21 protein-coding genes and 2 tRNA genes are annotated in these 23,405 nt (G+C 55.6%); 18 read left to right on the top strand and 5 right to left on the bottom strand.

From position 1 onward, the window contains the following. Positions 1 to 4 precede the first annotated feature (4 nt). Both ACG0Z5_RS20155 and ACG0Z5_RS20150 read left to right on the top strand, forming a co-directional pair. Positions 5 to 80 (top strand) — tRNA-Gly (locus tag ACG0Z5_RS20155). Between the two features lie 37 nt (positions 81 to 117). Next, positions 118 to 193, top strand: a tRNA-Gly gene (locus ACG0Z5_RS20150). Between the two features lie 272 nt (positions 194 to 465). On the opposite strand, the gene queG is transcribed toward ACG0Z5_RS20150, so the two are convergent. Further along, the gene (queG, locus tag ACG0Z5_RS20145) at positions 466 to 1,605 is read right to left on the bottom strand and encodes a tRNA epoxyqueuosine(34) reductase QueG (RefSeq protein WP_394450577.1); all 1,140 of its coding nucleotides are present in this window, start codon (positions 1,603 to 1,605) and stop codon (positions 466 to 468) included. Between queG and nnr the strand changes: the two genes are divergently transcribed. The 14 genes from nnr to rlmB all read left to right on the top strand — a co-directional run bounded on the left by nnr (position 1,604) and on the right by rlmB (position 17,698). Continuing rightward, positions 1,604 to 3,154, top strand: coding sequence for a bifunctional ADP-dependent NAD(P)H-hydrate dehydratase/NAD(P)H-hydrate epimerase (gene nnr / locus ACG0Z5_RS20140; RefSeq protein ID WP_394450575.1), 1,551 nt, complete (start codon positions 1,604 to 1,606; stop codon positions 3,152 to 3,154). The two genes, queG and nnr, sit on opposite strands and share 2 nt — an antisense overlap. Continuing rightward, complete coding sequence (tsaE, locus tag ACG0Z5_RS20135; protein ID WP_258986817.1) at positions 3,123 to 3,584, top strand: tRNA (adenosine(37)-N6)-threonylcarbamoyltransferase complex ATPase subunit type 1 TsaE; 462 nt, start codon at positions 3,123 to 3,125, stop codon at positions 3,582 to 3,584. Before nnr ends, tsaE begins: the two co-directional genes overlap by 32 nt. Before the next feature lie 16 nt (positions 3,585 to 3,600). After that, a complete protein-coding gene (amiB, locus tag ACG0Z5_RS20130; RefSeq protein ID WP_394450572.1) occupies positions 3,601 to 4,941 on the top strand; it encodes an N-acetylmuramoyl-L-alanine amidase AmiB in 1,341 nt (446 codons plus the stop codon). Between the two features lie 10 nt (positions 4,942 to 4,951). Then, entirely contained in the window at positions 4,952 to 6,805 is a 1,854-nt protein-coding gene (gene mutL / locus ACG0Z5_RS20125) for a DNA mismatch repair endonuclease MutL (RefSeq protein ID WP_394450569.1), read from the top strand. Beyond that, the gene (miaA, locus tag ACG0Z5_RS20120; RefSeq protein ID WP_394450567.1) at positions 6,798 to 7,748 is read left to right on the top strand and encodes a tRNA (adenosine(37)-N6)-dimethylallyltransferase MiaA; all 951 of its coding nucleotides are present in this window, start codon (positions 6,798 to 6,800) and stop codon (positions 7,746 to 7,748) included. Before mutL ends, miaA begins: the two co-directional genes overlap by 8 nt. A 122-nt stretch (positions 7,749 to 7,870) precedes the next feature. Then, complete coding sequence (gene hfq / locus ACG0Z5_RS20115) at positions 7,871 to 8,179, top strand: RNA chaperone Hfq (RefSeq protein WP_394450565.1); 309 nt, start codon at positions 7,871 to 7,873, stop codon at positions 8,177 to 8,179. Between the two features lie 74 nt (positions 8,180 to 8,253). Next, the gene (gene hflX, locus ACG0Z5_RS20110) at positions 8,254 to 9,534 is read left to right on the top strand and encodes a ribosome rescue GTPase HflX (RefSeq protein WP_394450563.1); all 1,281 of its coding nucleotides are present in this window, start codon (positions 8,254 to 8,256) and stop codon (positions 9,532 to 9,534) included. Positions 9,535 to 9,738: 204 nt separating this feature from the next. Next, positions 9,739 to 11,016 carry an FtsH protease activity modulator HflK gene (gene hflK, locus ACG0Z5_RS20105; protein ID WP_394450560.1) on the top strand — a complete coding sequence of 426 codons (1,278 nt, stop codon included), beginning with the start codon at positions 9,739 to 9,741 and terminating at the stop codon, positions 11,014 to 11,016. A gap of 2 nt (positions 11,017 to 11,018) precedes the next feature. Further along, positions 11,019 to 12,023, top strand: a complete 1,005-nt coding sequence (hflC, locus tag ACG0Z5_RS20100) for a protease modulator HflC (protein ID WP_319628442.1) — start codon at positions 11,019 to 11,021, stop codon at positions 12,021 to 12,023. 69 nt (positions 12,024 to 12,092) lie between these two features. Further along, complete coding sequence (locus ACG0Z5_RS20095) at positions 12,093 to 12,290, top strand: DUF2065 domain-containing protein (RefSeq protein WP_319785108.1); 198 nt, start codon at positions 12,093 to 12,095, stop codon at positions 12,288 to 12,290. Positions 12,291 to 12,392: 102 nt separating this feature from the next. After that, on the top strand, positions 12,393 to 13,691 hold the full coding sequence (locus tag ACG0Z5_RS20090; protein WP_319628440.1) for an adenylosuccinate synthase: 1,299 nt from the start codon (positions 12,393 to 12,395) through the stop codon (positions 13,689 to 13,691). 257 nt (positions 13,692 to 13,948) lie between these two features. After that, positions 13,949 to 14,374 carry a nitric oxide-sensing transcriptional repressor NsrR gene (nsrR, locus tag ACG0Z5_RS20085; RefSeq protein ID WP_394450557.1) on the top strand — a complete coding sequence of 142 codons (426 nt, stop codon included), beginning with the start codon at positions 13,949 to 13,951 and terminating at the stop codon, positions 14,372 to 14,374. A 39-nt stretch (positions 14,375 to 14,413) separates the two neighbouring features. Continuing rightward, positions 14,414 to 16,831: a ribonuclease R gene (gene rnr, locus ACG0Z5_RS20080; protein WP_394450554.1), complete on the top strand. Its 2,418-nt coding sequence runs from the start codon at positions 14,414 to 14,416 to the stop codon at positions 16,829 to 16,831. 135 nt (positions 16,832 to 16,966) lie between these two features. After that, positions 16,967 to 17,698 carry a 23S rRNA (guanosine(2251)-2'-O)-methyltransferase RlmB gene (gene rlmB, locus ACG0Z5_RS20075; protein ID WP_394450552.1) on the top strand — a complete coding sequence of 244 codons (732 nt, stop codon included), beginning with the start codon at positions 16,967 to 16,969 and terminating at the stop codon, positions 17,696 to 17,698. 81 nt (positions 17,699 to 17,779) lie between these two features. On the opposite strand, the gene ACG0Z5_RS20070 is transcribed toward rlmB, so the two are convergent. After that, positions 17,780 to 19,069 carry an MFS transporter gene (locus ACG0Z5_RS20070; protein ID WP_394450550.1) on the bottom strand — a complete coding sequence of 430 codons (1,290 nt, stop codon included), beginning with the start codon at positions 19,067 to 19,069 and terminating at the stop codon, positions 17,780 to 17,782. A gap of 197 nt (positions 19,070 to 19,266) precedes the next feature. On the opposite strand from ACG0Z5_RS20070, the gene ACG0Z5_RS20065 reads away from it, so the two are divergent. Further along, the gene (locus ACG0Z5_RS20065; protein ID WP_394450548.1) at positions 19,267 to 20,889 is read left to right on the top strand and encodes an isovaleryl-CoA dehydrogenase; all 1,623 of its coding nucleotides are present in this window, start codon (positions 19,267 to 19,269) and stop codon (positions 20,887 to 20,889) included. 34 nt (positions 20,890 to 20,923) lie between these two features. On the opposite strand, the gene ACG0Z5_RS20060 is transcribed toward ACG0Z5_RS20065, so the two are convergent. Further along, positions 20,924 to 21,199 carry a DUF1471 domain-containing protein gene (locus tag ACG0Z5_RS20060; protein ID WP_394450546.1) on the bottom strand — a complete coding sequence of 92 codons (276 nt, stop codon included), beginning with the start codon at positions 21,197 to 21,199 and terminating at the stop codon, positions 20,924 to 20,926. Between the two features lie 131 nt (positions 21,200 to 21,330). Beyond that, on the bottom strand, positions 21,331 to 21,642 hold the full coding sequence (gene bsmA, locus ACG0Z5_RS20055; protein WP_394450544.1) for a biofilm peroxide resistance protein BsmA: 312 nt from the start codon (positions 21,640 to 21,642) through the stop codon (positions 21,331 to 21,333). A 206-nt stretch (positions 21,643 to 21,848) separates the two neighbouring features. Between bsmA and yjfP the strand changes: the two genes are divergently transcribed. Beyond that, the gene (gene yjfP / locus ACG0Z5_RS20050) at positions 21,849 to 22,562 is read left to right on the top strand and encodes an esterase (RefSeq protein WP_394450542.1); all 714 of its coding nucleotides are present in this window, start codon (positions 21,849 to 21,851) and stop codon (positions 22,560 to 22,562) included. Here the strand turns inward: yjfP and ulaR are convergent. Next, positions 22,559 to 23,314, bottom strand: coding sequence for an HTH-type transcriptional regulator UlaR (gene ulaR, locus ACG0Z5_RS20045; RefSeq protein WP_394450540.1), 756 nt, complete (start codon positions 23,312 to 23,314; stop codon positions 22,559 to 22,561). The genes yjfP and ulaR overlap by 4 nt on opposite strands. Positions 23,315 to 23,405: the final 91 nt, after the last annotated feature.

Below are 23,405 nucleotides of genomic sequence, written 5' to 3'. Positions count from 1 at the left end.
TTATGCGGGAATAGCTCAGTTGGTAGAGCACGACCTTGCCAAGGTCGGGGTCGCGAGTTCGAGTCTCGTTTCCCGCTCCAAAATTTGAAAGTATCGCAAGATACACGCACCACCCAAGCGGGAATAGCTCAGTTGGTAGAGCACGACCTTGCCAAGGTCGGGGTCGCGAGTTCGAGTCTCGTTTCCCGCTCCAAATTTTCTTCTCTCCTCATATCTTATCCACAGCGTTAAAAGACGTTGGGGACGATTCTTGTTTTCTCTGACACATTCTTGTAAACAGACTTATCCACAGCCCTGAGACTTTCTCTGGAAATTCAAATTGATTCATAATGTGAATAATCACTTTTCAATGCATTGATATACAACGGAAAAAATAGATTTCAAAGTGTTATTGCGATCACTTGACGAATTTGTCGCCCTTGAATTTCAATGTGTTTTTATTTTTATTCACACCCTGTGAATGAATCAGGCATCTCTCGGTAAACCTTTTTCGATAACGCGAACCAGCCGTTGTTTCTGCGGTAACTGCACCTCAACGACGCAGGCATTTCGCTTCTCAATTTGCTGCGCAATCGCCCAATCTATGTGTTCGTTGAGAAGTGGGTGCTCACCTTTTCGACTTTCCAGCGCCTGTAAATTGTATTCACTCCACGGCGCATTTCCCAGGGCGACGGCGATATTCCGCAGCCAGCGAACATGCCCAATCCGCCGAATCGGCGATCCTTCGGTGACTTTCAGGAAGTGGGCTTCGCTCCAGGCAAACAACTCGACGAGCTCTGGGGCGTGCAGCGCTTTGCGCGGGCTGAAATCCTCTTCGTCCGTGAGCTGTGAATAACGATTCCATGGGCAAATCAGCTGGCAGTCGTCGCAGCCGTAGATGCGATTGCCCATCAACTTGCGAAACTCTTCCGGGATAGCGCCTTCCAGCTCGATAGTCAGATAGGAAATACAGCGACGGGCGTCGACGGTATAAGGCTCTACAATTGCGCCGGTAGGACAAATCGTCATACAGGCCACACAGCGACCACAGTTTTCTTCTACCGGTTTATCGATCGGTAACGCCAGATCGATAAGTAATTCGCCGAGGAAAAAGAATGAGCCTGCATCACGACTGAGGATAAGTGAGTGCTTACCTGTCCAACCGAGCCCGGCTTTTTCAGCGATCGGGCGCTCCAGAATAGGCGCGGAATCGACAAAAGGTCTAAAATTCAGCGAGGCACACTGCGCCTGAATCTTCTCGCCCAGCTTTTTGAGGCGATTGCGTAACAGCTTATGATAATCACGCCCGAGGGCATACCGGCTGACGTACCCCAGTGAGGGGTTTTTCAGGGTGCTGGCAAAGGCTGCGTTCGCGGGCAGATAGTTCATCCGCACGCTGATCACGCGCAGCGTACCGGGCAGGAGTTCATGAGGGCGAGCGCGCATCATGCCGTGACGCGCCATCCACTCCATCTCGCCGTGGTACTGTTTGTCCAGCCATGCCTGCAGTTGGGGTTCGCTGGCGCTGAGATCGGTATCGGTAATACCGACGTGCTGAAAGCCCAGCTCGGTGCCCCACTGTTTGATGTCTTGCGCTAATTGATTGAGATCGAGGGGCTGTGACATGACGGACCATAGAATGACGAGAAACCCCGCAAGTATACCACACACCATCTGGTCTGCGGATGGCCTGCGTCGTGCCGAAAAAGAAGCCGCTGATGCGCTGGGGCTGACGCTCTACGAATTAATGCAGCGCGCGGGCGCTGCCACGTTTGACGTCGCGTGCGACAATTTTCCTTCAGCAACACACTGGTTGATTCTCTGCGGTCATGGCAATAACGGCGGCGATGGCTACGTGGTGGCGCGTCTGGCGCAGGCGGCAGGTATAACCGTCACGCTGCTGGCACTGGAAAGCGATAAACCCTTGCCGGAAGAAGCGGCGCAAGCTCGTGAGGCCTGGTTGAATGCCGGGGGCATAATCCACGCCCCAGATATCCCCTGGCCGCAAGAGGTTGATCTGATCCTCGACGCGCTGCTTGGCACGGGGCTAACGAATGCGCCACGCGAGCCTGCCGCCAGCCTGATTGCCCGCGCCAATGCCCATTCGGCCCCAGTGATTGCGCTCGATATTCCATCCGGGTTGCTGGCCCAAACCGGCGCCACGCCGGGGGCCGTTATCCATGCCGCGCACACCCTCACCTTTATCGCCCTGAAACCGGGCTTATTAACCGGTAAGGCCCGCGACGTGACTGGCATGCTGCATCATCATGCGCTGGGTCTTGAGAGCTGGCTGAGTGCGCAAACCACATCGCTTCAACGGGTAGACGCCAGCCAACTGGAGCGCTGGCTGCCGCCGCGTCGACCTACGTCGCACAAAGGCGACCATGGCAAGGTGGTGATTATCGGGGGCGATCACGGCACCGCCGGGGCGATTCGGATGACCGGTGAGGCCGCGCTGCGGGCCGGGGCCGGATTGGTGCGAGTACTCACTCGCAGTGAAAATATCGGGCCCATTATTACCGCGCGCCCTGAATTGATGGTGCATGAACTGACCGCGCAAAGCCTCGATGAGGGTCTGGCGTGGGCGGACGTGATTGTGATTGGCCCAGGCCTTGGGCAACAGGCTTGGGGCAAACAGGCCCTGCGTAAAGTGGAGAGCGTTCGCAAGCCGATGCTCTGGGACGCCGATGCGCTGAACCTTCTGGCAATCAATCCGGATAAACGTCACAATCGCGTACTGACGCCGCATCCCGGCGAAGCCGCCCGATTGTTGAACTGCAACGTGGCAGAAATTGAAAGCGATCGCTTACTTTCTGCACAGCGTCTGGTAAAACGTTACGGAGGCGTGGTGGTGCTGAAAGGCGCCGGTACGGTTATCGCCGACGAGGCGCACGGTATCGCCATTGTTGATGCCGGCAATGCCGGTATGGCTAGCGGCGGGATGGGTGACGTGCTGTCAGGTATTATTGGCGCGTTGCTAGGCCAGCAGCTCTCACCGTATGATGCTGCCTGCGCCGGTTGTGTGGCGCATGGCGCGGCTGCCGATGTACTGACCGCGCGCAATGGAACACGTGGCATGTTGGCCACCGATCTTTTTCTCACGCTACAGCGTGTTGTTAACCCGGACGTGATTGACGTAAACCATGATAAATCGAGTGATTCCCTTACCCAATGAGCAGGCGACATTAGACCTTGGCAACCGAATTGCCGGGGCCTGCACAGGCGCAACTGTCATTTATCTCTACGGCGATTTGGGCGCCGGGAAAACCACTTTCAGCCGCGGATTTTTGCAGGCGCTGGGCCATAAAGGCAACGTCAAGAGCCCGACTTACACCCTGGTAGAGCCGTACACCCTTGAAAATTTGATGGTGTACCACTTCGATTTATACCGCCTTGCGGATCCTGAGGAGCTTGAATTCATGGGGATCCGCGACTACTTCGCTGACAATGCCATTTGCCTGGTGGAATGGCCGCAACAGGGCGCGGGTGTACTGCCTGAACCGGATGTCGAAATTCACCTGGAGTACCAGGCACAAGGGCGAGAGGCGCGCGTGACGGCAGTCTCCTCACTGGGTGAGTCTTTACTGGCACACTTAGCCAGTTAACCTGAGGGATGGCGGGATGATGTATCGCGTTAAAAGTGTGTGGTTGGTCGGCATGATGCTGTTTTGTCTTCAGGCGACGGCGGCAAGCTTATCCGATATTCAGGTGTCCAATGGCGATAAGCAGGCCCGGATCACGTTCAGTTTTATGGGCGATCCTGATTATTCCTTCTCGCAGGAAGGCAAGCGCAGCGTGGCGCTGGATATCCAACAGACAGGCGTTATCCAGGGCCTACCGCTGAATTTCAGCGGCAATAATCTGGTCAAAACTATTCGTTCCGGCACACCGAAGGACGCACAATCGTTGCGTTTGGTGGTGGATTTAACCGCCGACGGTAAAACCCGCGCGGTGAAACAGCAAAACGGTGGAACCTATACCGTGGTCTTCACCATTAATGCTGATGCACCGCCGCCTCCACCGCCGCCTGTGGTAGCGAAACGCGTAGAAACCCCGGTGATAGTGACGCCTCCACGGCCTGTTGACCCGGCCCGGAATCCGTTTAAATCACAAAACGACAGAATAACCGGCGTTACCAATAGCAACACCCAAACGCGGCCTGCCGCGCGGACGCGCACCGCCAGCGCCAGCGGCGACAAAGTCATTATCGCCATTGATGCGGGCCATGGCGGCCAGGATCCAGGGGCTATTGGTCCGGGTGGGACCCGAGAGAAAAACGTCACCATTTCCATCGCCCGCAAATTACGGGCGCTGCTGAACGACGACCCGATGTTTAAAGGCGTGCTGACCCGCGACGGCGATTACTTCATTTCTGTGATGGGCCGTTCCGACGTAGCACGTAAGCAGAACGCCAATTTCCTGGTGTCAATTCATGCTGATGCGGCGCCAAATCGTGATGCCACCGGTGCGTCGGTGTGGGTGCTGTCTAACCGTCGTGCCAACAGTGAAATGGCAGGCTGGCTGGAGCAACACGAGAAACAGTCTGAACTGCTCGGCGGAGCGGGAGATGTGCTGGCCAACAGCCAGTCTGACCCGTATCTGAGCCAGGCGGTGCTGGATTTACAATTCGGCCATTCCCAGCGGGTCGGGTATGATGTGGCGGTGGATGTGCTGAGCCAACTGCAACGCGTCGGTAATATCCATAAACGTCGCCCGGAACATGCGAGTCTTGGCGTGCTGCGCTCGCCGGACATCCCGTCGATCCTTGTCGAAACGGGTTTTATCAGCAACAGCAGTGAAGAACGCCTGCTCGGTAGCGACAACTATCAGCAGCAGATTGCCGAGGCGATTTACAACGGGCTGCGCAACTATTTTAACGCGCATCCGCTGCAAAGCGGGCCGCGCGGGGAAGCCTCGCAGACGGCCAGTGCCTCGGGTCCTGGCGGGACGTTAATCAATTAAGGAGCGCGTCATGCCGATTCAGATTCTGCCGCCACAGCTTGCGAACCAGATTGCCGCCGGCGAAGTGGTGGAACGTCCTGCGTCGGTAGTGAAAGAGCTGGTCGAAAACAGTCTCGATGCGGGGGCGACCCGCATCGATATTGATATCGAGCGCGGCGGCGCGAAGCTTATCCGCATTCGAGATAACGGCTGCGGCATCAAAAAGGACGAGCTGGCGCTGGCGCTGGCCCGTCATGCCACCAGTAAAATCGCAACGCTTGACGATTTGGAAGCCATTATCAGCCTCGGTTTTCGCGGTGAAGCGTTGGCCAGTATCAGCTCCGTCTCACGCCTGACGCTCACTTCCCGAATTGCCGAACAGCCTGAAGCCTGGCAGGCCTACGCCGAAGGGCGCGACATGGACGTGACCGTGAAACCCGCGGCGCATCCTGTTGGCACCACGCTGGAAGTGCTGGATTTGTTCTACAACACCCCAGCGCGCCGCAAATTCATGCGCACCGAGAAAACCGAATTCAGCCATATCGACGAAGTTATACGCCGTATCGCGCTGGCGCGTTTTGACGTCACCATCAATCTGAATCATAACGGCAAAGCGGTGCGGCAATACCGGGCCGTGGCGCAGGACGGGCAGAAAGAGCGCCGTCTGGCGGCCATTTGCGGCACGCCGTTCGTCGAGCAAGCGCTGGCCATCGAGTGGCAGCATGGCGATTTAGCGTTACACGGCTGGGTTGCCGATCCGCAGCAGAACCATGCTCAGTTCGCTGAAATCCAGTATTGCTATGTCAATGGCCGCATGATGCGCGACCGACTGATCAACCACGCCATTCGTCAGGCCTGCGAAGATAAGCTGGGGGCCGGAGAACAGCCGGCATTTGTACTTTATTTGACTATCGATCCGCATCAGGTCGATGTGAACGTGCATCCGGCTAAGCATGAGGTGCGGTTCCACCAGTCGCGGCTGGTCCATGATTTTATCTATCAGGGCGTGGTGAGCGTGCTGCAACAGCAGCTTGATGTGCCGCTGGCACTGGCGGGGGAAGAGGAACAACCTGCGCCACGCACGCTACCGGAAAACCGGGTGGCGGCCGGGCGCAACCACTTTGCCGAGCCTGCCGTTGCGCGGGAAGCTACTGTCGCACGGGAGCCTGCCGCCCCACGCTATGCTTCGCCGTCTGCGGGCGCGAGCTGGCCGAACGCCCAGACAGGTTATCAAAAACAGCAGGGTGCGCTGTATAAGCAACTGCTGGAAACCCCGGTCGCAGAACGTAAAACGGCACCCGCTCCCGTGGCGGAAAGCCTGGCCGGGCATAGCCACAGTTTTGGCCGGGTGCTGACGATTGTAGCGGATGACTGCGCGCTGCTGGAGCGTGACGGACAACTCAGTCTGCTGGCGTTGCCGGTGGCCGAGCGCTGGCTGCGTCAGGCGCAGCTTTCGTCGGAACATTCGCCGGTGTGCGCGCAGCCGCTGCTGATCCCGCTGCGCTTAAAAGTCACCGCCGACGAGCAGGCGGCGCTGAAAAAGTCCCTGCCGGTATTAGGGCAATTAGGCATTGAAATTCAATCAGAAGCGCAGCATGTGACGGTGCGAGCGGTGCCTTTACCCTTAAGACAACAAAATTTACAAATCTTGATTCCTGAACTGATAGGCTACCTCGCGCAGCAATCAACATTCGAGGCGAGCAACGTAGCGCACTGGTTAGCGCGCAACCTCGTAAGCGATCATGCGCAGTGGAATATGGCGCAGGCGATTGCCATGCTGACAGACGTCGAACGTTTGTGCCCGCAGTTGGTGAAAGCCCCGCCGGGTGGCCTGTTACAACCCGTCTTACTGAATACGGCGATGAATGCCCTTAAAAATGAGTGATGTAACAGAGGCAAGCCTGCCAAAGGCCATATTTTTGATGGGGCCGACGGCCTCCGGTAAAACCGCGTTGGCAATTGAGCTGCGTAAAGTTTTGCCTGTAGAGTTGATTAGCGTGGATTCCGCCCTCATCTATCGAGGGATGGATATCGGAACCGCGAAACCGGATGCGACGGAGCTTGCCGCTGCACCGCACCGGTTGTTAGATATTCTCGATCCGGCACAGACGTATTCTGCCGCGGACTTCCGCCGCGATGCGCTGGCCGAGATGGCAGAGATTACCGCAGCAGGGCGAATCCCGCTGTTGGTAGGCGGCACCATGTTGTATTTCAAGGCGTTGTTGGAAGGGTTGTCGCCATTACCGTCGGCAGATCCGGACGTCAGAGCCAAAATTGAGCAACAGGCAGCAGAGCAGGGATGGAACGCATTGCATCAGCAACTCCAGGACATTGATCCGGTGGCGGCTGCGCGTATTCATCCAAATGATCCGCAAAGACTTTCCCGGGCACTGGAAGTTTTTTTCATTTCGGGTAAAACTTTAACGGAACTGACGCAAACGTCAGGAGACGCTCTGCCGTACCAGGTGCATCAGTTCGCCATCGCCCCGGCGAGCCGTGAACTGCTCCATCATCGCATCGAGCAGCGTTTTCATCAGATGTTGGCTTCGGGTTTTGAAGCAGAAGTGCGGGCGCTTTTTGCCCGAGGAGATTTGCATACGGATATGCCTTCCGTTCGTTGTGTGGGATACCGCCAGATGTGGTCATACCTTGAAGGCGAAATCTCATATGATGAAATGGTTTATAGAGGTATTTGCGCCACGAGACAGTTGGCCAAGCGCCAGGTTACCTGGTTGCGCGGTTGGGATGGCGTTCACTGGTTAGACAGTGAGCAACCTGAACAGGCGTTCAACGATGTGTTAAAGGTAGTTGGTGCGGGTCTGGGCTGAACGTGTAAAATTAAGACGTATCGTGCGCAATTTTCAGAATCGCAAGGTTCTAAGTACAAGCCCGAAGTTTGTGGGTAAAACCCTGAAAACCGTGGGTAAAACAAGCATATAAGGAAAAGAGAATGGCTAAGGGGCAATCTTTACAAGATCCGTTTCTGAACGCACTGCGTCGGGAACGTGTTCCAGTTTCTATTTATTTGGTGAATGGTATTAAGCTGCAAGGTCAGATTGAGTCTTTTGATCAGTTCGTGATCCTGTTGAAAAACACGGTCAGCCAGATGGTCTATAAGCACGCAATTTCTACAGTGGTTCCGTCTCGTCCGGTCTCTCATCATAGCAACAATGCTGGCGGCGGTACTGGTACTAACTACCATCACGGTAGCAACGCGCAGTCTTCTTCTGCGCCGCAAGACAGCGAAGAAACCGAATAAGGTTGATGGCTGTTTTTCCATGTCGGGGAGCCTGGTTGTTCGGTTCCCCGCTGGTCTTTTAGGAGATATAACGCTTGTTTGACCGTTATGACGCCGGTGAGCAGGCGGTGCTGGTACACATCTATTTTTCGCAAGACAAAGATATGGAAGACCTTCAGGAGTTCGAATCCCTGGTCTCTTCCGCCGGTGTCGAAGCAATGCAGGTGATTACCGGTAGCCGTAAAGCGCCGCACCCAAAGTATTTTGTTGGTGAAGGTAAGGCTGTCGAAATTGCGGAAGCCGTTAAAGCAACGGGCGCATCCGTTGTCTTATTCGACCATGCACTAAGTCCGGCCCAGGAGCGAAACCTGGAGCGTTTGTGCGAGTGCAGGGTTATCGATCGTACCGGTCTTATTCTCGATATTTTTGCTCAACGTGCCCGTACCCATGAAGGGAAACTGCAGGTTGAGCTGGCGCAGTTGCGCCATCTGGCGACGCGTCTGGTGCGTGGCTGGACCCACCTTGAAAGACAGAAAGGCGGGATTGGTTTGCGTGGCCCGGGTGAAACCCAGCTCGAAACTGACCGTCGTTTGCTGCGCAATCGTATTATGCAAATTCTTTCCCGTCTGGAGAGAGTTGAGAAGCAGCGCGAACAAGGACGCCGTTCGCGAGCCAAAGCCGATATTCCGACCGTGTCGCTGGTGGGCTATACCAACGCCGGGAAGTCGACGCTGTTTAACCAGATTACGCAAGCGCAGGTGTATGCCGCGGATCAGCTATTCGCGACGCTCGACCCGACTCTGCGGCGGATTACCGTCGACGACGTCGGTGATACGGTGCTGGCGGATACCGTAGGGTTTATCCGCCATCTGCCGCATGACTTAGTGGCCGCGTTTAAAGCGACCTTGCAGGAGACGCGTCAAGCGACGTTGCTGCTGCACGTGATCGACGCCGCCGATGTGCGCTTGCAGGAAAACATTGACGCAGTGAATGTGGTTCTCGATGAAATCGAAGCCGATGACATTCCGATGCTGTTGGTCATGAACAAGGTCGATATGCTGGAAGATTTTGAGCCGCGTATTGACCGTGATGAAGAAAATAAACCGATTCGGGTCTGGTTATCTGCGCAGACCGGGGTCGGTATTCCACTGCTTTTCCAGGCTTTAACGGAACGACTTTCCGGTGAGGTAGCCCAGCACACGCTGCGTTTACCGCCGCAGGAAGGACGTTTACGAAGCCGGTTTTATCAGCTTCAGGCGATAGAAAAAGAGTGGATGGAGGAGGACGGTAGCGTCGGTCTGGAAGTTCGACTGCCGATCGTGGACTGGCGTCGCCTCTGTAAGCAAGAACCTGCGCTGGCAGACTATATCGTCTGATAGCCAGTTAGCCTGAAGACTATTCGCCTTTATACCCGGCAATATGGGTATATACACACAATAATTCGAGTTGCATTGAGGCGGCAAGTGAATGAATCCCGATGCGCTTAGTCAACTAAGCGTTTCGGGTGAGTGAACGCAGCCAACAAAGGTGCAGCTCGAAGTATGACGGGTATCACCGCATAACAAATATGGAGCATATACATGGCGTGGAATCAGCCCGGTAATAACGGACAAGACCGCGACCCGTGGGGAAGCAGCAATAATCAAGGCGGCAACTCTGGGGGAAATGGAAACAAAGGTGGTCGCGAGCAGGGACCTCCCGATCTGGATGATATCTTCCGCAAACTGAGCAAAAAGCTCGGCGGCCTGGGAGGCGGTAAAGGTGGCTCAGGCAACGGTGGCAGCAGTTCGACTCAGGGGCCACGTGCGCCAATGAGCGGACGCATTGTCGGCATTGCCGCGGCAGCGGTGGTCATCATTTGGGCGGCCAGCGGGTTCTATACCATTAAAGAAGCAGAACGCGGCGTTGTAACGCGCTTCGGTAAATTTAGTCATCTGGTTGAGCCTGGTCTTAACTGGAAGCCGACGTTTGTCGATGAAGTTACACCGGTGAACGTGGAAGCGGTTCGCGAACTTGCGGCTTCCGGCGTGATGCTGACCTCCGATGAAAACGTGGTACGCGTTGAGATGAACGTGCAGTACCGCATCACCGATCCACAAAAATACCTGTTCAGCGTCACCAGCCCGGATGACAGTCTGCGTCAGGCAACCGACAGCGCCCTGCGTGGGGTTATCGGTAAATACACCATGGACCGTATTCTGACCGAAGGTCGTACCGTTATTCGTAGCGATACCCAGCGTGAGCTGGAAGAGACCATTCGTCCGTACAACATGGGTATTACCCTGCTGGACGTCAACTTCCAGGCCGCTCGCCCACCGGAAGAGGTGAAGGCGGCGTTTGACGATGCGATTGCTGCCCGTGAGAACGAACAGCAGTACATCCGTGAAGCCGAAGCTTACACCAACGAAGTGCAGCCACGTGCGAACGGTCAGGCGCAGCGTATCCTTGAAGAAGCGCGTGCCTATAAAACTCGGACTGTACTTGAAGCACAGGGTGAAGTGGCTCGCTTCGCGAAGCTGCTGCCTGAGTATAAGGCTGCACCGGAAATTACCCGTGAACGTCTGTATATCGAGACCATGGAGAAAGTGCTGAGCCATACCCGTAAAGTGCTGGTCAACGATAAAGGGGGCAACCTGATGGTTCTTCCTCTTGATCAGATGCTGAAAGGTGGCAGTGCCGCTCCTGCAAAAAAGAGTAACGGCAGTGGTGCCGACAGCCTGTTACGTCTGCCACCTGCGTCAAGCTCGAGCAGCAGTGCCAGCGGGAACAGCAGCGCACCGGCCACAAGCGATGGCGATATCATGGACCAACGCCGTGCTAATGCGCAGCGTAACGACTACCAGCGTCAGGGGGAATAACGATGCGTAAGTCAGTAATTGCGTTAATCATCATCGTGCTGGTAGGTCTCTACGCCTCAGTATTTGTGGTGAAAGAGGGTGAGCGCGGTATTACGCTGCGATTTGGTAAAGTCGTTCGTGACGATGAAAACAAACCGCTGGTGTATGCCCCGGGTCTGCACTTTAAAGTGCCGTTCCTTGAGTCAGTAAAAACGCTGGATGCGCGTATTCAGACCATGGATAACCAGGCCGATCGCTTCGTCACCAAAGAGAAGAAAGACCTGATCGTTGACTCCTACATCAAATGGCGTATCAGCGATTTCAGCCGTTACTATCTGGCGACCGGCGGCGGTGACGTCTCCCAGGCCGAAGTGCTGCTGAAACGTAAGTTCTCTGACCGTCTGCGTTCCGAAATTGGTCGTCTGGATGTGAAAGACATCGTGACCGATTCTCGTGGTCGTCTGACTATCGAGGTGCGTGATGCGTTGAACACCGGTACGTCCGGTGGTGATGATGAAGTGGCAACCCCAGCAGCTGACAGCGCTATCGCTGAAGCCGCTGAGCGCGTGGTTGCGGAAACCAACGGCAAAGTGCCAGTGGTTAATCCGAACAGTATGGCGGCGTTAGGGATTGAAGTGGTTGATGTGCGCATCAAACAAATCAACCTGCCTGCTGAAGTGTCTGATGCGATTTACAACCGTATGCGCGCTGAGCGTGAAGCGGTTGCACGTCGCCACCGTTCACAGGGTCAGGAAGAGGCAGAAAAACTGCGTGCTGCTGCGGATTACGAAGTGACCAAAACGCTGGCAGAGTCCGAGCGTCAGGGTCGCATCATGCGCGGTGAAGGGGATGCCGAAGCGGCGAAACTGTTTGCCGACGCATTCAGCCAGGATCCGGATTTCTACGCCTTTATCCGTAGCCTGCGTGCGTATGAGGCCAGCTTCCAGAGCAATCAGGATGTGATGGTCCTCAGCCCGGATAGCGATTTCTTCCGCTACATGAAGACACCGTCCAGCGCAACGCGTTAAACTCTGAGGCAGTCTCTTTAGTGAAAAAACCACCGCACTGGCGGTGGTTTTCTTTTATCAGGATGAATCATGAACTCAACAATCTGGTTGGCGCTTGCGCTGGTGTTGGTCCTTGAAGGGCTCGGGCCGATGCTCTATCCGCAGGCCTGGCGCAAAATGGTCGCCGCACTTTCACAGTTGCCGGATCATATTTTGCGTCGTTTTGGCGGTGGACTTGTGGTTGCGGGCATCGTTATCTACTACATGTTGAGTAAAACGATTGCCTGACGGTGACTTAGCCCATTTCGCCGGAATTTGCCTGGAAAAAGTGCTGTATCTCTGAAAAAGCGGTGGTAGAATCCTTTTTTAAGCAAACGGTGATTTTGAAAAATGGGTAACAACGTCGTCGTACTGGGCACCCAATGGGGTGACGAAGGTAAAGGGAAGATTGTCGATCTTCTGACTGAACGGGCTAAATATGTTGTACGCTACCAGGGCGGTCACAACGCAGGCCATACTCTCGTAATCAACGGTGAAAAAACCGTCCTCCATCTTATTCCATCAGGTATTCTTCGTGACAATGTGACCAGCATCATCGGTAACGGTGTTGTGCTGTCTCCTGCTGCGCTGATGAAAGAGATGAAAGAACTGGAAGACCGTGGTATCCCGGTTCGCGAACGTCTGCTGCTCTCTGAAGCATGCCCGTTGATCCTCGATTATCATGTCGCGCTGGACGTTGCTCGTGAAAAAGCGCGCGGTGCGAAAGCTATCGGGACCACTGGTCGCGGTATAGGTCCTGCGTATGAAGATAAAGTGGCCCGTCGTGGCCTGCGCGTTGGCGACCTGTTCGACAAAGCGACCTTCGCCGAAAAACTGAAAGAAGTGATGGAATATCACAACTTCCAGCTGGTGAACTTCTACAAAGCTGAAGCCGTTGATTTCCAGAAAGTGCTGGATGATGTCATGGCGGTTGCCGACATCCTGACCGCAATGGTTGTTGACGTTTCTGACCTGCTGGATCAGGCGCGCAAGCGTGGTGATTTCGTGATGTTCGAAGGTGCCCAGGGCACGTTGCTGGACATCGACCACGGTACTTATCCGTATGTGACCTCTTCCAACACCACCGCTGGTGGCGTGGCGACCGGTTCCGGTCTCGGTCCGCGTTATGTCGATTACGTCCTGGGCATCATCAAAGCTTACTCTACCCGTGTTGGCGCAGGTCCATTCCCAACCGAACTGTTCGACGAAACCGGCGAGTTCCTCTGCAAGCAGGGTAACGAGTTTGGCGCGACCACCGGTCGTCGTCGTCGTACCGGCTGGCTGGACATCGTCGCGGTACGCCGTGCGGTGCAGATCAACTCCCTGTCTGGTTTCTGTCTGACCAAACTGGACGTGCTGGATGGCCTGAAAGAGGTCAAACTCTGCATCGGTTACCGTATGCCGGATGGCCGCGAAGTGACGACCACCCCGCTGGCAGCCGACGACTGGGAAGGTATCGAGCCGATTTATGAGTCCATGCCGGGCTGGTCTGAGACCACCTTTGGCGTGAAAGAAAGAAGCGGCTTGCCGCAGGCGGCGCTGGACTACATCAAACGTATCGAAGAACTGACCGAAGTGCCTGTTGATATCATTTCAACCGGACCTGACCGTACTGAAACCATGATCCTGCGCGACCCGTTCGACGCATAATCATGTCAGGGGCGCTTTCATGGCGCCCCTTGTTCTTGCTTTCCGCCTTCCCGCTTAAATTAATTAACCGCTAGATGGCTGGCTGGTTTATCATCAATATAAATATGCGTCATCATTCAAGCTGCCTCTTTGTTGGCTGCCTTCGTTCACCCAGGCCACTTACTTGTGTAAGCTCCCAGGGGTCACTCAGTTGCCGCCGCGATGCAACCTGAATGATTTAGCGTATTTCTGTATTTATTCCCTGCGTTGAGGTTGATGTGCAGTTAACGAGTTTCACCGATTACGGATTGCGTGCGCTAATCTATATGGCATCGCTGCCGGACGGTCGAATGACCAGTATCTCTGAGGTAACAGAGGTCTATGGCGTGTCGCGTAATCATATGGTTAAAATTATCAACCAGCTAAGCCGTGCAGGCTTTGTAGACGCTGTACGCGGAAAAAACGGTGGCATTCGTCTGGGCAAACCTGCCAACACTATTATCATCGGTGATGTGGTTCGCGAACTTGAACCGTTATCGCTGGTGAACTGCAGCAGCGATTTTTGCCACATTACGCCCGCCTGTCGTTTAAAACAGGCGCTTGCTAAGGCCGTGAACAGTTTTCTCAAGGAACTGGATAACTACACCCTGGCCGATTTGGTTGAAGAGAATCAACCGCTTTTTAAATTATTGCTGGTGGAGTGAAACCATCACTTTACCGGAGCTGACAACGGAGGAACCGCTATGTCACACGATCCTTTCCAGGAACGCGAAGCTGAAAAATACGCGAACCCTATCCCGAGCCGGGAATTCATCCTCGATTTCATTGCCAAACGCGAAAAACCGGTCAGCCGAGACGAGCTGGCGACTGAGCTGAAAATCGAAGGTGAAGAGCAGCAGGAAGCCCTGCGTCGCCGTCTGCGCGCCATGGAGCGCGACGGGCAACTGGTCTTCACTCGCCGCCAGTGCTATGCGCTGCCGGAACGCCTCGATTTGCTGAAAGGCAAAGTCATTGGCCACCGCGACGGTTTTGGTTTCCTGCGCGTCGAAGGACGCAAAGACGATCTCTATCTCTCATCTGAACAGATGAAAATGTGTATGCACGGCGATTTGGTGCTGGCACAACCGCTGGGGGCCGATCGTAAAGGCCGCCGCGAAGCGCGCATTGTTCGCGTGCTCGAAGCCAGAACGGGGCAAATCGTCGGGCGTTACTTTACCGATGCAGGCATCGGTTTCGTGGTGCCGGACGACAGCCGTCTTAGCTTTGATATCCTCATCCCGCCAGAAGAAGTGATGGGCGCGCGGATGGGCTTTGTGGTGGTGGTTGAGCTGACTCAGCGCCCTACGCGCCGCACAAAAGCTATCGGTAAAATTGTTGAAGTGCTGGGCGATAACATGGGCACCAGCATGGCCGTGGACATGGCGCTGCGTACCCATGAAATCCCGTATGTCTGGCCACCAGAAGTGGAAAAACAGATTGCTGGTCTGAAAGAGCAGGTGCCTGAAGAAGCGAAAATTGGCCGCGTAGATTTGCGTGACCTGCCGCTGATGACTATTGATGGCGAAGATGCCCGTGACTTCGATGACGCCGTGTTCTGCGAGAAGAAACGCGGCGGCGGCTGGCGTCTGTGGGTAGCTATCGCTGACGTTAGCTACTACGTCCGTCCGCCAACTGCCCTGGATGCCGAAGCTCGCAATCGCGGCACCTCGGTCTACTTCCCGTCGCAGGTTGTACCGATGCTGCCGGAAGTGCTCTCAAATGGCCTCTGTTCTCTGAACCCGCAGGTTGACCGCTTGTGTATGGTCTGTGAAATGACCATTTCGGCAAAAGGACGCCTGACAAGTTATACATTCTACGAAGCGGTAATGAGCTCCCATGCGCGTCTGACCTATAACAAGGTTTGGCATATCTTGCAGGGCGATCAGGAGCTGCGTGAGCAGTACGCCCCGCTGGTGAAGCATATCGAAGAACTGCACAACCTCTACAAAGTGCTGGATACATCCCGTGCTGAACGTGGCGGGATCTCGTTTGAAAGCGAAGAGGCGAAGTTTATCTTCAACGCCGAGCGTCGCATTGAGCGCATTGAGCAAACTCAGCGTAACGATGCGCATAAACTGATTGAAGAGTGCATGATCCTCGCGAATATTTCGGCTGCGCGCTTCGTTGAGAAAGAGTCTGAGCCTGCGCTGTTCCGTATTCACGACAAGCCTACCGAAGAGGCCATTACGTCCTTCCGTACCGTGCTGGCGGAGCTGGGTCTTGAGCTGCCGGGCGGGAATAAGCCTGAACCGCGCGATTACGCAGAATTGCTGACGTCTATCGCCGATCGCCCCGATCATGAAATGCTGCAAACCATGCTGCTGCGCTCGATGAAGCAGGCGGTATATGACCCGGAAAACCGCGGTCACTTCGGGCTGGCGTTGCAGTCTTACGCGCACTTTACCTCACCGATTCGTCGTTACCCGGATTTGTCGCTGCACCGCGCGATTAAATATCTGTTGGCGAAGGATGAGGGGCACACTGGCAACTCCACCGATACCGGTGGCTGGCACTACAGCATGGAAGAGATGCTCCAGTTGGGCCAGCACTGTTCGATGACCGAACGCCGCGCCGATGAAGCGACACGTGAAGTCTCTGACTGGCTGAAGTGTGACTTCATGCAGGATCAGGTTGGTAACGTCTTCCCGGGCGTTATCGCCAGCGTCACTGGCTTTGGCTTCTTCGTGCGCCTCAACGATCTGTTCATCGATGGTCTGGTTCACGTTTCATCGCTCGATAACGACTACTACCGTTTCGACCAGGTCGGACAGCGTCTGATTGGTGAATCGGGCGGCCAGACCTATCGTCTGGGCGATCGCGTGGAAGTGAAAGTCGAAGCCGTCAACATGGACGAGCGTAAGATCGACTTCTCGCTGATCTCCAGCGAACGCGGTCCGCGCAACGTGGGTAAAACCGCGCGCGAAAAGGCGAAGAAACCGGGTAATGGCAACCGACGTCGTCAGGCGGGCAAAAAGGTGAACTTCGAGCCGGACAGCGCCTTCAAGGGCGACAAAGGCCAGGCGAAACCGAAGTCGAAAGCGAAAAAACCGTCGGACAAAACGCTTAAAATCGCCACTGCGACCAAAGCTAAACGTGCTTCGAAAAAGAAAGTAGCCGAGTAATTTTTACCCTCACCCTAGCCCTCTCCCTAAAAGGGAGAGGGGACTGCACGGTGCATGCCTGGTTTTCTCCCTCGCCCCTTTGGGGAGAGGGTCGGGGTGAGGGGAATAGCAATTAACCCTTTACGAGTACCATTCATGAGTGAAATGATTTACGGCATCCATGCGGTGCAGGCCCTGCTGGAGCGCGCTCCAGAGCGTTTTCAGGAAGTGTTTATTCTGAAAGGCCGTGAAGACAAACGTCTTCTGCCGCTGATCCATGCCCTGGAAGCCCAGGGCGTGGTGATTCAGGTGGCTAACCGCCAGTACCTGGATGAGAAAAGCGAAGGTGCTGTGCATCAGGGGATCATCGCCCGTGTGAAAGAGGGCCGACAGTATCAGGAAAACGATCTGCCTGACCTGCTGGCACAGTTCGAGAATCCGTTCCTGCTGATCCTCGACGGCGTGACCGATCCCCATAACCTTGGCGCGTGCCTGCGTAGCGCCGATGCCGCGGGTGTTCATGCGGTGATTGTCCCGCGCGATCGGTCTGCCCAGCTCAATGCGACGGCGAAGAAAGTCGCCTGTGGCGCGGCTGAAAACGTGCCGCTGATCCGGGTGACCAACCTGGCGCGCACCATGCGTCTGTTACAGGAAGAGAACGTCTGGATCGTTGGCACGGCAGGCGAAGCCGACCATACGCTGTATCAGAGCAAAATGACCGGCAGCATGGCGCTGGTGATGGGGGCCGAAGGGGAAGGGATGCGTCGTCTGACCCGTGAGCACTGCGATGAGCTGATCAGCATTCCGATGGCAGGCAGCGTGTCGTCACTGAACGTGTCTGTCGCCACCGGTATCTGCCTGTTCGAAGCCGTACGTCAGAGAAGTTAATCGTTAATGCCTGATGGCGTTACGTTTACCTGACTTACATCTCCGTAGGTCAGGCAAGCGTCGCGCCGTCGGGCAGTTTGTTTACTCATCCAGTGACCGCAAATGGTCATCCTTTCTCAGCGTCATTAGCGCGACAATACTCACCACCGCCGTGGCCATCACATAATAAGCCGGAATATCGAGATTACCCGTCTGCTTAATCAGCCCGGTGATGATCAACCCCGCACAGCCTGAGAAAAACGCGTTAGACAGCGAATACGCCAGCCCCAGACCGGTATAACGCACTTTGGTCGGGAACATCTCCGCCAGCATCGCTGGGCCCGGACCGGCAAGCATTCCGACCAGACCCCCGGCAATCAGAACTACCCCCGCTTTTACCCATAGCGTGCTCGACTCTGCCTGCAAAATATTGAGCAACGGCAGCGCCAGGACCAGTAGCAGCACAGCCGCACTCACCATCACCGTGCGACGGCCTATTTTATCGCTCAGGATGCCTGCCGGAATAATGGTCGCAGCGAAGCCAATATTTGAAATCACCGCAATCAGCAGTGCCTGGTTAAATCCGGTATGCAGCGCAGACTGCAGATAGGAAGGCATGATCACCAGATAGGTATATCCCGCCGCCGACCACACCATCAGACGGCCGATGCCGGTCATAATGGCGTTAAAGGTGGAGCGGGTGCTGGCTTTGACCGCCGGGGCAGCGGTTGTCTGCTGACGGACAAAGCTCGGTGTTTCTTCCATATTGACCCGCAGCCAAAGCGCAACGCCGCCCATCGGTAACGCCAGGAAGAACGGTACGCGCCAGCCCCAGTCGAGCATGGCTTCCGGGCTTAACAGGGCAGACATCAGCGCGACGATACCCGCGCCTGCCAGCAGGCCCAGTGCCACGGTGAAGGATTGCCAGGCACCGTACAGGCCACGTTTGCCACGCGGGGCAAACTCGGTCATCAACGACACGGCTCCGCCGTACTCGCCTCCGGCAAACAGGCCCTGCAATATACGCAGCGCGGTCAATACTAGCGGGGCGGCAACGCCAATGCTCGCGTACACCGGCACCAGGCCAATGGCGGTGGTCGCGAGCGTCATCATCACCAGCACCAGAATCAGCGTCGGTTTACGCCCGATTCTGTCTCCCATCCGGCCAAAAACCACCGCGCCCAATGGACGGAAGAAGAAGGCAACGGCAAACGCCGCGTAGGTAAGAATCAACCCGGTGAGCGGCGCTTCGCCCTCCAGCTGGAAGAAGTTTTTGGCAATCACCGTAGCTAGAAAACCGTAGACGGCAAATTCATACCACTCGATGAAATTACCGATTGAACCGGCGATAAGCGCCCGCTTGTGCGCCGCTGCTGCTGACCCTGTTTGCATAAACCGTCCCGGGGTGACCATCGTATTAACAAGTGAATAAATTATTCCATACAAAAGCGATAACAAGATTTAAAATTCTTACGCCTGTGATGCGCTTCACGAAGCGGGAGATGATTCTTTTTTGTCCGGCGTTTCACGGGCAGAAAGGCAGGGGCCAACCATACTTACGGCTGATGCCAATGAAGGAGGGAGACACGATGCACTGGCAAACCCATACGGTGTTCAATCAGCCGACTCCGCTCAATAACAGCAATCTGTTCCTCTCTGACAGCGCCCTGCGCGAGGCGGTGATGCGCGAAGGCGCGGCCTGGGACGTGGATTTACTGGCCAGTATCGGGCAGCAGCTCGGCACCGCGGAGTCGCTGGAACTCGGGCGGCTGGCTAACATGAACTCGCCGGAGTTACTGCGTTATGACGCGACGGGGGAGCGGCTCGACGATGTACGTTTTCACCCTGCATGGCACCTGCTGATGCAGGGGTTGTGCGCCAACCGGATACATAATCTTGCCTGGGAAGATGAGGCGCGAGCAGGGGCATTTGTGGCCCGCGCCGCCCGCTTTACCCTTCATGCTCAGGTCGAGGCCGGGACGCTCTGCCCAATAACCATGACCTTCGCCGCCACGCCATTGTTACAGCAATTCCTGCCCAAACCCTTTGCCGACTGGCTCACGCCGCTGATGAGCGATCGCTATGACTCGCATTATCTGCCGGGAAGTCAGAAGCGCGGCCTGCTGATCGGCATGGGCATGACCGAAAAGCAGGGCGGTTCGGACGTGCTGAGCAACACCACGCGGGCGGAAAAAATCGACGGCGAGATGTACCGGCTGGTGGGGCATAAATGGTTTTTCTCGGTGCCACAAAGCGACGCCCATTTAGTGCTGGCGCAGGCAACAGGCGGCCTGTCATGCTTCTTTGTTCCCCGCTTTTTGCCTGATGGACAGCGCAACGCCATCCGGCTCGAACGTTTGAAAGACAAGCTCGGCAACCGCTCGAACGCCAGCAGTGAAGTCGAGTTTACCGACGCCACCGGCTGGTTGTTGGGTGAAGAAGGGGAAGGTATCAGGCTCATTCTCAGGATGGGCGGCCTGACCCGGTTTGACTGTGCGCTGGGTAGCCACGGACTGATGCGGCGCGCGCTGTCGGTGGCGCTATATCACACCCATCAACGACAGGCGTTTGGTAAGACGCTGATTACTCAGCCGCTGATGCGCCAGGTGCTCAGCCGCATGGCATTGCAGCTCGAAGGTCAGACCGCCTTTCTGTTCCGCCTCGCCAGGGCGTGGGATAACAGACGTTCGCCGGAGGAAACCCTGTGGGCGCGGCTGTTTACCCCCGCGGCAAAATTTGCAGTATGCAAGGCCGGTATCCCGTTTGTGGCCGAGGCGATGGAGGTGTTGGGCGGCATCGGCTATTGCGAAGACAACGAACTTCCACGGCTGTACCGGGAAATGCCGGTGAACAGCATCTGGGAAGGTTCTGGCAATATTATGTGCCTTGATGTGCTACGTGTGCTGGCAAAACAGCCTGGCGTACTGGATTTGCTCAGTGCGGCATGCAATGACGTGAAAGGACAAGACCGGCATTTCGACAGGGCCTGGCGACAGTTCCAGCAGCGTCTGCGTAAGCCGTCGGAAGCGCAGGGGCGGGAGATAACGCAGCAGCTGTATCTGCTAGGCTCTGGGGCGCAAATGTTGAAAACCGCGACGCCGCCGGTGGCGCAGGCATGGTGTCGAATGATGCTCGACGTGCGCGGGGGAGTTATGCTGGATGAACGCGTTCAGGATGATTTGTTGCTGCGTGCAACGGGGGGCGCGGGGTAAATCATCAGGGCAGACGTTTCGTCTGCCCCTCTTATCAGGCGTAGAGAATCGCCTGCACGCGCCAGTTATCGGCATGCTGCTCTTCATACATCTGGATAATGCGATACCAGCTCGCCCCTTGCTCGTCGGCTTTACGGGCAATCACGTGTTCGACATCCTGAAGGCTGCCTGAAATATTATTGACGGAAATCAGACCAATTTCATTCAGTCCGGTCACGCAATCGGCACTGGCAAATTCCGCAGACTGCGCCGTGGTGTTAGAAAATCCTAATGTGTAGGCAAAGGCGTGTTTCATCGTCGTCAGCTCCATTTCACGTAACCCGAGGTTAGCCCTGGGCAATCCATTGCAGACGTGCATCCTGAAAAGCGGCATGACGTCATTGTGCATCGGGAAACGTGAACGGCTGAAAAGCAATGTAAATCTGGCTAAATGATGCTCGCTTATTGTTTGCGATACATAATTGCCTGTGAATACCATTGCCCCGGAACCACGGTGTCATCGATCATGACAATGACGTAGTAATCCGCTTTGGCGGCGGTGACCTTCGCCTTGATCTGTGCTTCAACGTCCATCGGTGAACCGTACACCATGGCGCTAACCGTTCCGATTTTCTGCAGGCCTTCCGTTTGATTTCGCTGGATTTCCTGCGGATGACTGGTCAGCGGTGGCGGCGCTTCAGGCGTTCCCTGAAGTACGCTACATCCACACAGTAAAAGCGCCAGCAGCATTGGCGTTACACGTCGCATAGCCATATCCCGTTTCCTGATAATCATTAGTGTAGTGATTAATAATTTGCGTTTAGGGGGAATGTTCCCGAACTGTTATCTCTGGCGCGATTTTCGAATGAAATAATCGTAAAAGCGTAATCCAGCTCTCAACATTAACAGCAACTCAAAAAGGATAAACTTGCGTGTGAGAATGCTGCATGTCATACCAGCATATAAGAAGGAGAAAATAAATGATTGAACTTGAAATGCGTAATCTGGCGGGCGGCGAGATTTTGCATGCTTATCCGCAGGGCAAAGCCAGCGCCGCGCTGCCCTGCATCATTTTTTATCATGGATTCACCTCTTCCCGGGTGGTCTACAGCTATTTTGCTGTTGCGCTGGCCGAGGCTGGATTTCGGGTGATTATGCCTGATGCCCCCGAGCACGGGGCACGATTTAACGGCGATGCTGCCGGGCGGCTCCAGCGTTTTTGGCCCATTTTGCTGAATAGCTGTCAGGCGTTTTCCGCGCTGCGTGACGCGATTGTGCAACAGGGCTGGCTGGAAGAAGGGCGGCTGGCGGTTGCCGGTGCGTCAATGGGGGGAATGACCGCGCTGGGGATCATGACGCATCACCCGGAGCTGAAATGTGGGGCGAGCCTGATGGGATCCGGCTATTTTACCTCGCTTTCCCGGACGCTGTTTCCGTCACCCGTTTTTCCAGCCGAACTTGCCGAGTGGGACGTCGGACATCAGCTGGACAAGCTGGCCACTAAGCCGCTGATGTTGTGGCACGGGGAAGATGACGACGTGGTTCCCGCCGCCGAGTCTTTCCGCTTACAACAGGCGTTACAGCAACAGGGGCTTGATGGGCGGCTCACCTTCCAGTGGCAGGCTGGCGTTCGCCACCGCATCACGCCGGAAGCGCTGGACGCGACGGTGGCGTTTTTCCGTCAGACGCTTTAAACCCGCAAAACCTTTACGCCCTGCGCCTCAAGTTGTTGAAGGATCTCAGGGCTGGCGTCTTTGCCGGTGATGACCACGTCGATTTCATCGGCGCGGCTGAACAACATCCCTGCGCGCTCGCCCACTTTGGTGCTGTCTACCAGCACCACCAGTTTCCCCACGCCATTGAGCATTTTTTGTTCGGCCATTGCGGTCAGCATGTCGGTTTTATACAGCCCGTCGGCGGTCAGCCCTTTGCCGCTGGTGAACATCCAGTGTCCGGCATAGAGCGAATTTTCGCTACTCTGCGGGCTCAGGGTGATGGCCTGACTTTTATTGTACTGGCCACCCATGATGATCACGCTCTCGTGCTCCTGGTCTATCAGAAAATTAGCCAGCGGCAGGTAGTTAGTGATTATCTGCACCGGCTTGCCACACATTTCCCGGCCCAGCAGGAAGGCGGTCGAACCACAGTTGATCACCACACTTTCGCCCGGATTAACCAGCTGCGAAGCCGCGCGCGCAATTCGCACCTTTTCATCGTGATTCAGCGCTTCGTGGATGTTCATCGGCGTCCAGCGCGGGCGCTGCTGGCTGATGGCCTCCGCGCCGTTACGCACCTTTTTCAGCCTGCCACTTTCATCCAGTTTATTGATATCCCGACGCGCCGTGGCAGGGGAAATGCCCAGTTTTTCAATCACCTGTTCGACGGTGACAAAACCGGACTGCGCCAGCAGTTCGAGTAAAATTTGATGCCGTTGTGCTTCCGTCATGCGCTATTCCGAAGATCCGTGATTTTTACTGATGATATTTGAAATAGCCTGAAATTACTAAATCAATGTCGTCTTAAAGCGGGCGCGACGT

Source organism: Scandinavium sp. M-37 (assembly GCF_043558715.1).
In the GTDB taxonomy this organism is placed as follows: Bacteria; Pseudomonadota; Gammaproteobacteria; order Enterobacterales; family Enterobacteriaceae; genus Scandinavium; species Scandinavium vulneris_A.
This window is presented reverse-complemented; position numbering and strand designations above follow the sequence as displayed.

What these genes read in the sequence shown, in the direction of transcription:
- nnr (WP_394450575.1), top strand. Translation starts at nt 1,604, where the DNA reads ATGACGGACCATAGAATGACGAGAAACCCCGCAAGTATACCACACACC.
- queG (WP_394450577.1), bottom strand. Translation starts at nt 1,605, where the DNA reads ATGTCACAGCCCCTCGATCTCAATCAATTAGCGCAAGACATCAAACAG.
- tsaE (WP_258986817.1), top strand. Translation starts at nt 3,123, where the DNA reads ATGATAAATCGAGTGATTCCCTTACCCAATGAGCAGGCGACATTAGAC.
- amiB (WP_394450572.1), top strand. Translation starts at nt 3,601, where the DNA reads ATGATGTATCGCGTTAAAAGTGTGTGGTTGGTCGGCATGATGCTGTTT.
- mutL (WP_394450569.1), top strand. Translation starts at nt 4,952, where the DNA reads ATGCCGATTCAGATTCTGCCGCCACAGCTTGCGAACCAGATTGCCGCC.
- miaA (WP_394450567.1), top strand. Translation starts at nt 6,798, where the DNA reads ATGAGTGATGTAACAGAGGCAAGCCTGCCAAAGGCCATATTTTTGATG.
- hfq (WP_394450565.1), top strand. Translation starts at nt 7,871, where the DNA reads ATGGCTAAGGGGCAATCTTTACAAGATCCGTTTCTGAACGCACTGCGT.
- hflK (WP_394450560.1), top strand. Translation starts at nt 9,739, where the DNA reads ATGGCGTGGAATCAGCCCGGTAATAACGGACAAGACCGCGACCCGTGG.
- hflC (WP_319628442.1), top strand. Translation starts at nt 11,019, where the DNA reads ATGCGTAAGTCAGTAATTGCGTTAATCATCATCGTGCTGGTAGGTCTC.
- ACG0Z5_RS20095 (WP_319785108.1), top strand. Translation starts at nt 12,093, where the DNA reads ATGAACTCAACAATCTGGTTGGCGCTTGCGCTGGTGTTGGTCCTTGAA.
- ACG0Z5_RS20090 (WP_319628440.1), top strand. Translation starts at nt 12,393, where the DNA reads ATGGGTAACAACGTCGTCGTACTGGGCACCCAATGGGGTGACGAAGGT.
- rnr (WP_394450554.1), top strand. Translation starts at nt 14,414, where the DNA reads ATGTCACACGATCCTTTCCAGGAACGCGAAGCTGAAAAATACGCGAAC.
- rlmB (WP_394450552.1), top strand. Translation starts at nt 16,967, where the DNA reads ATGAGTGAAATGATTTACGGCATCCATGCGGTGCAGGCCCTGCTGGAG.
- ACG0Z5_RS20070 (WP_394450550.1), bottom strand. Translation starts at nt 19,069, where the DNA reads ATGCAAACAGGGTCAGCAGCAGCGGCGCACAAGCGGGCGCTTATCGCC.
- ACG0Z5_RS20065 (WP_394450548.1), top strand. Translation starts at nt 19,267, where the DNA reads ATGCACTGGCAAACCCATACGGTGTTCAATCAGCCGACTCCGCTCAAT.
- ACG0Z5_RS20060 (WP_394450546.1), bottom strand. Translation starts at nt 21,199, where the DNA reads ATGGAGCTGACGACGATGAAACACGCCTTTGCCTACACATTAGGATTT.
- bsmA (WP_394450544.1), bottom strand. Translation starts at nt 21,642, where the DNA reads ATGGCTATGCGACGTGTAACGCCAATGCTGCTGGCGCTTTTACTGTGT.
- yjfP (WP_394450542.1), top strand. Translation starts at nt 21,849, where the DNA reads ATGATTGAACTTGAAATGCGTAATCTGGCGGGCGGCGAGATTTTGCAT.
- ulaR (WP_394450540.1), bottom strand. Translation starts at nt 23,314, where the DNA reads ATGACGGAAGCACAACGGCATCAAATTTTACTCGAACTGCTGGCGCAG.